The 7,794-nt window shown below is 73.7% G+C and carries 6 protein-coding genes; 4 read left to right on the top strand and 2 right to left on the bottom strand.

Going from position 1 to position 7,794, the window contains the following annotated elements:
- Positions 1-169: 169 nt before the first annotated feature.
- On the bottom strand, positions 170-2,482 hold the full coding sequence (locus ACFVYI_RS40535; protein WP_387894850.1) for a D-alanyl-D-alanine carboxypeptidase: 2,313 nt from the start codon (positions 2,480-2,482) through the stop codon (positions 170-172).
- 298 nt (positions 2,483-2,780) lie between these two features.
- On the opposite strand from ACFVYI_RS40535, the gene ACFVYI_RS40530 reads away from it, so the two are divergent.
- From ACFVYI_RS40530 to ACFVYI_RS40520, 3 genes are all read left to right on the top strand, one after another.
- On the top strand, positions 2,781-3,533 hold the full coding sequence (locus ACFVYI_RS40530) for a GPP34 family phosphoprotein (protein ID WP_387894848.1): 753 nt from the start codon (positions 2,781-2,783) through the stop codon (positions 3,531-3,533).
- A 554-nt stretch (positions 3,534-4,087) separates the two neighbouring features.
- Positions 4,088-4,951: a helix-turn-helix transcriptional regulator gene (locus tag ACFVYI_RS40525; protein ID WP_387894846.1), complete on the top strand. Its 864-nt coding sequence runs from the start codon at positions 4,088-4,090 to the stop codon at positions 4,949-4,951.
- A complete protein-coding gene (locus ACFVYI_RS40520) occupies positions 4,948-5,157 on the top strand; it encodes a DUF397 domain-containing protein (protein ID WP_360624547.1) in 210 nt (69 codons plus the stop codon). The genes ACFVYI_RS40525 and ACFVYI_RS40520 overlap by 4 nt, the downstream gene beginning before the upstream one ends.
- Before the next feature lie 181 nt (positions 5,158-5,338).
- On the opposite strand, the gene ACFVYI_RS40515 is transcribed toward ACFVYI_RS40520, so the two are convergent.
- On the bottom strand, positions 5,339-6,454 hold the full coding sequence (locus ACFVYI_RS40515) for an ADP-ribosylglycohydrolase family protein (RefSeq protein ID WP_387894844.1): 1,116 nt from the start codon (positions 6,452-6,454) through the stop codon (positions 5,339-5,341).
- Between the two features lie 189 nt (positions 6,455-6,643).
- Here ACFVYI_RS40515 and ACFVYI_RS40510 point away from each other — a divergent pair, with 189 nt between their 5' ends.
- Entirely contained in the window at positions 6,644-7,756 is a 1,113-nt protein-coding gene (locus ACFVYI_RS40510) for a tyrosine-protein phosphatase (protein ID WP_387894842.1), read from the top strand.
- Positions 7,757-7,794: the final 38 nt, after the last annotated feature.

Genomic DNA, 7,794 nt, shown 5'->3' with positions numbered 1-7,794 from the left:
GGGGGGGGGGGGGGCGGGGGGGGCCCCCGCGCCCCGGCCGGGCCCGGCGGGGGGGGGTGGGGGCGCGGCCGCCCCGCGGGGGGGCGCCCCCCCCCGGGGGGGCCACCGGCAAACGGCCCCCCCCGCCGAGGGGTCGCTCAGGGTTCTGGGCGCGGGGCGGACGTGCGGGTCAGAGCATCCGGGTCAGCCGGGACAGGATGGACGGCGGAGCCAGATCGGCCTGGAGGGCCACCGGGACCTCGACCTTGTTGTCGCCCGCGCCCACGCTCAGCACGCCGACCTGGGCGCCGGCCGTGGCCGAGTGGCCGATCTTCGCCGGGTCCAGGGTGAGGGTCCCGCTGATGCCGGGGAAGCCGGCGGCGGTGAGGTCCTTGGTGGCGACGACCGGGACCGTGCCGCCGAGCCCGTCGTCGATCCGGCCGACGACGTCGCCCTGCTTCGCGAGGGTCTGACCGGTCAGCCCGTTCTGGGCGGCCTGGATCTGCTTGGCGCTGACGTTCTGGACCATCTTGAGGATGCTGGGCTCGGCGGTGGTCGCCGGCTGGCCCAGGGTGACACCGAGGATGAGCCGCTTCACCCCACCGATCTCCTTGTACGCGGCCCACATCAGGCACCCGCCGGCCGGGGTGCTGGAGCCGGTCTTGACGCCGATGATGCCGTTCTTCGGGGAGATCAGGGTGTTGGTGTTGGAGATCTTCTGGTTGTTGAAGGTGGTGTCCGGGGTCGAGACGATCTGCCGGAAGATCGCGTCCTGCATCACCTGCTCGGCCAGCTTCAGCTGGTCCTTGGCGGTGCTCTTGGTGTCCGGGCTGAAGCCGGCCGGGTCGGTGTAGGTGGTGTTGGCCATGCCGAACCTGGCGGCGGTGTCGTTCATCTTCTTGACGAACGCGTCCTCCGAGCCGGCGTCCCAGCGGGCCAGCAGCCGGGCCACGTTGTTGGCCGACGGCAGCATCAGCAGCTCCAGCGCCTCGTACTGGGTGAGCTGCTGGCCCTCGGTGAGGGTGACCCTGGACTCGTCGACGTTGCCGGACTCCTGGGCGGCCTGCTTGTCGACGGTGATCTTCGGGCCGCTCTCCCCCTTCTTGAGCGGGTGCGACTGGAGGATCAGGTAGGCGTTCATGACCTTGGTGACACTGGCGATCGAGGCCGGTGTCTCCGGTCCGGAGCTGCCGAGGCTGCCGACGCCGACGACCTCGGCGGCCGACTGGCCCTTGACCGGCCAGGCCAGGTCGAGCGGGTCGCCGCCGAAGCTGAAGCTGCCCGGGGCGGTCAGCTTCACCCGGGCGTCCGGCAGCGGACGGAGCAGCTGGGCGACCACCACCGCGCCGAGGACGACGGCCAGGAAGACCGTCCAGATGGTGATCCGCTTGAGCGCGCGGCGCAGCGGGGAGACGGGGCGCGCGTTGAGCGCCGCCAGCACCTCCATCGCCTCGGCCGTCGTCTCGGGAGCGGGCGCCTGCTCGGGAGCGGGAAGCGGTTCGGGGGCGGGCAGCGGTTCGGGCCTCGGCAGCGGCGGCGCGGGCGGCAGCGGCCGGGGGTCGGGGGTGGGGAGCGGCTCGGGGGCGGGCTTCGGGGCCGGCTTCGGGGCCGGAGCCGGCTCCGGTTCGGGTGCCGGCTCCGGCTCGGGTGCCGGCTCCGGCTCGGGGACGGGCCGGGGCCCCGGGTGCGGCTCGGGAACCGGCTCGGGCACGGTGCCCGAGCCGGGTGCCCGCAGGGTCCGGGGCTTCTCCAGCTTCTCGGCCGGTCCGGCCTGCCCGGCCCCGTCCGTGGGCTGCGCCGGCTTCGACGGCTCGGGGGTCTTGGACGGCTCGGGGGTCTTGGGCTCCGCGGTGCCCTTCGGCTCCTCGGCGGGCTCGGCGGGTCCGGCAGGCTCGGCGGCGGGCTCGGCGGGCTCGGCGGGCTTGGTGGGTCCGGCAGGCGCCGCAGGCTCGGCCGCAGGCTTCCCGGAGACCGTCGCACCCGTCCGCATGGCGAGACGCGGGTCGGGGCCGGTCGGGCGCTCGGGCTTCCCGGCGGGGGCGTCGACCGACGACTCCACCGCCGGACCGCCCTGGCCGGCACCGGTACCCGCCGGGGAGCGGAGCTCCTCGGGCAGTCGCAGCGCGGTGGTCGCGTTGTCCACGGGAAGGCGGAGCATGGTGGTCCTGGTGTCCACATCCCGGACGCGGAGCTGGACGGTGGATCCCGCCCTGGCGCCGCCGGCGGCCCCTGCCGTCGCACCGGCGGCATCGGCATCCGTGGCGGCAGCGGGCTCGGCGGAAGCAGTAGCCGGACCGGAAGCGGCACCGGCCTCCGAGGCGCCCGCAGGGCCCTCCGGCGCGTCGACACCGGCCTCGGCGTCCGGCACGGCGGCGTCCTGCGGCCCGGCCGGTTCCACGGCCGCCGTCGTCGCAGCGGCATCGGCGACGGAACCGCCCCGTTCCTCGTCCCGCTCCTGCCTCCGCTCGCCGTCCCGCAGCACCCTGTCGGGGGACTCGCCCACGTAACCCAGCCTCCTCAACGCCCGGCGGGGCACCGGCAGACCCGATTTCGGGAAGCCGGCACCCCGCCCCGTGTACCTGTACAGTCTCCGCCACCGGCGACCGTTCCGGCCGCCCACACCCCGCCCGACCGGCGCTTATTGCCGCCGCACGGCCGCACTGCGGTCTGTTCACCGGTCAGACGCCGGGCCTGCCTTCACCGGTTCCCCACCGCCGCCGCAAGGTCACGATTCGGAGGCGTACTCGACAAGCCCGTGTGAGAGGCGTCACGCTGTCATTCATCCACGCGGGGAGGCTTGGATGGGCAAGAGCCGCAGAACTGTTCCCGAGGAACTCTTGCTGCTCGCTTTGGACCCGACCACGGGTACCACGGCGCAGCCGCAGACCCTCGACCTCGGACTCGCCGGGGCCCAGCTCGTCGAGCTGTCCCTGGCCGGACGGATCGTCCCGGAGGGCGATCGGATCGCCGTGGTGCTACCACGGCCGACAGGCGACCCGACCCTGGACCACGCACTCGAACTGCTGCGCCGACGCGGCAGCCCGGTTCGCGCGGCGCACTGGATCGGCGGGCCCCGACTGGGGCTCAGGCAGACCTATCTGGCGCACCTGGAGCGGTGCGGCATGGTCACGGCCGTGCCGGGCCAGATGTGCGGCGTGCTGCCGACGACGCGCTACCAGGCGTCCGACGACTGCACCAACGCCGCGATCAAGCAGCGGCTGGACACCGCGATCCGCACCGGCGTGCCGCCGGACCCGCGGACGGCCGCCCTGGCCGCCCTGGCGCATGCGGTGGGCCTGGGCAAGCACCTGTACCCGGGCAACGAGGGACGGTCCTCGCGGTCACGGTTGCGCGACCTGATCCGCTACGACCCGCTGGGCGGGATGGTCGCGCACGCCGTGATGGACGTGCAGAACGGCCTGCCGTCGCAGCAGAACCGTTCATCCCAGAGCGGTGGCGGCGCTCCGGCCGGCGCGGACCGACCCGGCCCGCGTGCGGCGGGCCGCAGCGGGAGCGGCGGCCGGATCGCGGCGCCCCGCGTCGGGGTCCGCTGACACCGACCCGCCACAGGCCGGGCACCACCGACGGCCGCACGACCGCACCGGGTACCCCGGGCGAGGCCGGGGCACCGCCCGGGCCGAGCCGGGGCAGCGTGCGGGACGGCGCACGCCGCGCCGCTCGCGCCGCCACCCGGCGGTGAGCAACCAGCAGGACGGAGGGGCGGTCGCCCGCGACGGAAGTCGCCGGGCGGCCGCCCCTCCGCCGTCCCCGCAGACCCGGCCGGGGCCCCTCCGCGGAGCCCTGTCCCGGCTGCCCGCGCACGTGCCACCAGCACATGTGCGGGCGCACGACGCACCCGTACGACCCACCGCACCGCCATCACAGCACTACCAGATCGAGCCGCGACGCCGCCTTACCACTCGGGGACGCCCGTTGTCTCGCCGAAGCGCTTTTCCGACGATGTGTTCTACTGCGCTCCTGCGATTCCCCGGCGCCGACCTGATCCAAGGTGACATGCTGCTCAAAGTCAGGGGGGTTGGTCCCAATTTCCACTGTGTTCCGAGGACTGCCGTTCCAACGATCACCAGAGGTCCGGCCGGAGGTCGACGTGTCCGCGAACATCAACCCCACCGTGCGCCGCAGGCGCCTGGGCTCCGAACTCCGCAAACTGCGCGAGGGCCTGGCCATGACGGCGGAGGAGGTGGCCGGCCGGCTGATGGTCTCCCAGTCGAAGATCAGCCGGCTGGAGAACGGGCGCCGCAGCATCAGCCAGCGCGACGTGCGCGACCTCTGCGACGTCTACAACGTGACCGACGAGTCCATGCGGGCCAGCCTGATGGAGATGGCCCGGGAGTCCCGCCAGCGCGGGTGGTGGCACGACTTCAACGACATGCCGACCCCGTACAGCGTCTACATCGGCCTGGAGGCCGAGGCCTCCTCGATCCGCGCCTACGAGTCCTCGTTCGTCCCCGGGTTGCTGCAGACCGAGCTGTACGCCCAGGCCGTGGTCGAGGGCACCCAGCCGGACACCGACGCGCTCTCCGTCCAGCGGCGGGTGCAGGTCCGGATGAAGCGCCAGGACCGGGTCAACGGCGAGAACCAGCTGGGCAGTCTCTGGACGGTCATAGACGAGGCGGTCCTGCGCCGCGAGGTCGGAAACCGGGCGGTGATGGCCGATCAGCTGAAGCACATGCTGGAGCTGAGCCAGCGCCCGAACATCACGATCCAGGTGATCCCCTTCGCCCACGGCGCCCACCCCGGCATGACCGGGACATTCTCCCTGCTGGAGTTCCCCGAGTCAGCCGATTCGACGGTTGTCTACTTCGAAGGGGTGACGAGCGATCTCTACCTGGAGAAGGACGCCGACGTGCGCCGCTATACCAGTCTCTACGACCACCTGCGGGCAGCGGCGCTCGGGGTGGCCGAGAGCCGGTCACTGATAGCCACGATTGAAGAGGGATACCACGCATGAGCACCACCTTCGAGAACGGGACGACCTGGCGGAAGAGCACCCACAGCGGTGGCAACGGCGCCTGTGTGGAGATCGCCACGCCGGTTGCGGACGCCGTCGCGGTACGGGACTCCAAGGATCCGCAGGGCCCGCAGCTGAACTTCTCGGCCGAGGCCTGGAAGGCGTTCGCCATCGATGCCGGAGCAGGGGTGTTCGGCGGCTTCTGAGCCGCCGCACCGTTCTCGGCGCAGCTGCCCGTAGCGATGGCCGCAGCCCTCCCCCGGGGTCGCGGGCGCCGCTACGGGCACCTACGTGTCCGGGCACCGGACAGGAGCCGAACGAGACCCGGGCGGAGAGCCGAAAGGCCGGCCGGACGGACCGCCGGGCAGGGCGGACCGGGCGGACCCGTCAGCGCAGCACCGGGTAGCGGGCCGCCCAGGCGGCACCCTCCGGGGTGTCCTGGCCGTGCAGCTCCGGCCCGTGCATCAGCTCCAGGACGAAGTCGTCGGCCAGTTCGAGCAGGGCGCCGCGCCCCTCCAGCGCGGCCACCAGCCCGGGCGGCAACGCGCTGTCCCCGTGCAACACCCCGAGCAGGTTGCCGCAGATCGCGCCGGTGGAGTCACTGTCCCCCGAGTGGTTCACCGCCAGCAGCAGGCCCGAGCGCACGTCGTGGGCCACCAGCGCGCAGTACACCCCGATCGCCAGCGCCTCCTCCGCGACCCAGCCCTCCCCCAGCGCCTCGACCCGCTCGGCCGACGGCTCCCCGGCCCGCACCGCGTCCAGCGCCGCCCGCAGCGCCGCCGTGGTCTCCTCGTGCGCCGGACGCTCGGAGAGCAGGGCCAACGCCAGGTGGACGCCCTCCTCCAGGGTGCCGCCGCGGGCCACCGTCTGGACGATCACCGCCAGCGCGCCGGCCGAGAGGTAGCCGGTGGGGTGGCCGTGCGTCAGCACCGAGCACTCCACGGCCAGCTGGAACACCAGGCTCGGCTCCCAGGTGGTGAGCAGCCCGAACGGAGCCGCCCGCATCACCGTGCCACAGCCCTTGGAGTGCGGGTTCTTGGGCACCTCCAGGGTGCCGAGGCGGTCCGCCTCCGGGCCGGAGAGGCCGGACAGGCAGGCCTGGCCGGGGGCGCGCTGGGCGTACAGCCACTCCTCGCGGCCGAGCCAGCCGAGGTCGGCCCGGCGCTCGTCCGGGCCCCAGTCCCGCTGGGTGGCGGCCCAGCGCAGATAGGCGAGGTGGAGGTCGGTGGGCGGGTGCCAGCTGCCGGTGTCCCGCCGGATGTGGGCGCGGATCAGCCCGTCGACCGTGAAGAGCACCATCTGGGTGTCGTCGGTGACCGCCCCGAGCCGCCCGTAGGCGGGGATGTAGCCGGTCACACCCTGCGGACCGTGCGTCGCACGGATCTTCTCCAGTGACTCGAACTCGATGCCCGCACCGAGCGCGTCGCCGATCGCACCGCCGAGCAGACAGCCCCGCACCCGGCTGCGGAAGTCCTGCTGCTGGGCTCGTGACCACAGTGGCATCACGACGGGGTGCCTTTCGTCCGGGAATCGGTGCGCGCGACGCACGGCCGGTCGCGCGCCCTCGCACTGTATTCGAATGGCCGAACAAGTCGAGCGATTCCCTCGAACACCAGCACTTCAACAAAACGTTGCCACCGCGCCATGCGCAGGCCACGGCCGACCACCCCGGACTGCCTACCGTGCCGGGCCATGACCACCTCCCGCACCCGCCTGGCCACCGCACTCGCGCTCACCGGCGCGCTGGCCCTCGGCACCCCGGCGCTCGCCGTCGCCGCCCCGGCCGGCTCCCCCGCCCCGGCCGCCGCCCGACACTCCGCGCACGCCATCCCCTTCACCGCCGCCGCCGTCACCCAGCAGGCCGACGGCGGGTTCACGCTGACCTGGACCGCCCCCGGCGCCCGGGGCGTCACCGTCTACGCCGGCACGGACCCGGACGACATCCGCCACCGCAAGGCGGTCGCCAAGGGCGCCGGCAGCGCCACCGTGACGGTCACCGGCCTCGGCCCCGCCGACCGCTGGTACTTCGAGCTGGTCCCGGACCGCGGCGAGCCGCTGGTCGTCGCCGACCGCTCGCTGCACCTCGCCTCCGCCCCCAACTTCCGCGACGCGGGCGGCTACCGCACCGCCGACGGCCAGTGGGTCCGGATGGGCGTCGTCTACCGCTCCGGCGACCTCTCCAAGCTCACCGACCCGGACCTCGCCAAGCTGCGCCGCCTCGGCATCCGGACCGTCTTCGACCTGCGCACGCCGACCGAGCAGAAGACCGCCCCGGACCGCCTCCCGGCCGGCGCCACCGCCGTGAACGCCAACGTGCTCGGCGTCGCCGACACCGGCGCCTTCAACGTCACCACCCCGCAGGCCGCCGTCCAGGCGATGACCGACGCCGAGCGCACCATGGTCTCCGCCGACAGCGCCCGCGCGGCGTACCACTCGGTGTTCGAATCGCTGGTGGAGCGCGACGACGAGAACGTCCTCTTCCACTGCACCGCCGGCAAGGACCGCACCGGCTGGGCCTCCGCCGCGCTGCTCACCGCCCTCGGCGTGCCGCGCGAGAGCGTCGAGGCCGACTACCTGGCCAGCAACACCTACCGGGCCGCCGAGAACGCCGCCGCCCTGGCCCAGCTGCCGCCGGCCTACCAGGCCGTCTACAAGCCGCTGCTGGAGGTCCGGGCGGAGTACCTCGCCGCCGGCTTCGACGAGGTGCAGAAGAAGTACGGCTCCTTCGACGGCTACCTGAAGTCCGGCCTCGGCCTGGACCGGCAGGACCTGCGCGACCTGCGCAGCCAGTTGCTCGTCGGCTAGCGCGCGGCAACGGCGGCGGCCCGCCGGGTGCTTCCACC

This window comes from Kitasatospora sp. NPDC058218 (assembly GCF_042882445.1).
In the GTDB taxonomy this organism is placed as follows: domain Bacteria; phylum Actinomycetota; class Actinomycetes; order Streptomycetales; family Streptomycetaceae; genus Kitasatospora.
This window is presented reverse-complemented; position numbering and strand designations above follow the sequence as displayed.

Bases quoted from the DNA above. Each gene is read 5' to 3' on its own strand.
- ACFVYI_RS40530 (WP_387894848.1), top strand. From the start codon at position 2,781: ATGGGCAAGAGCCGCAGAACTGTTCCCGAGGAACTCTTGCTGCTCGCT.
- ACFVYI_RS40510 (WP_387894842.1), top strand. From the start codon at position 6,644: ATGACCACCTCCCGCACCCGCCTGGCCACCGCACTCGCGCTCACCGGC.
- ACFVYI_RS40520 (WP_360624547.1), top strand. From the start codon at position 4,948: ATGAGCACCACCTTCGAGAACGGGACGACCTGGCGGAAGAGCACCCAC.
- ACFVYI_RS40515 (WP_387894844.1), bottom strand. From the start codon at position 6,454: ATGCCACTGTGGTCACGAGCCCAGCAGCAGGACTTCCGCAGCCGGGTG.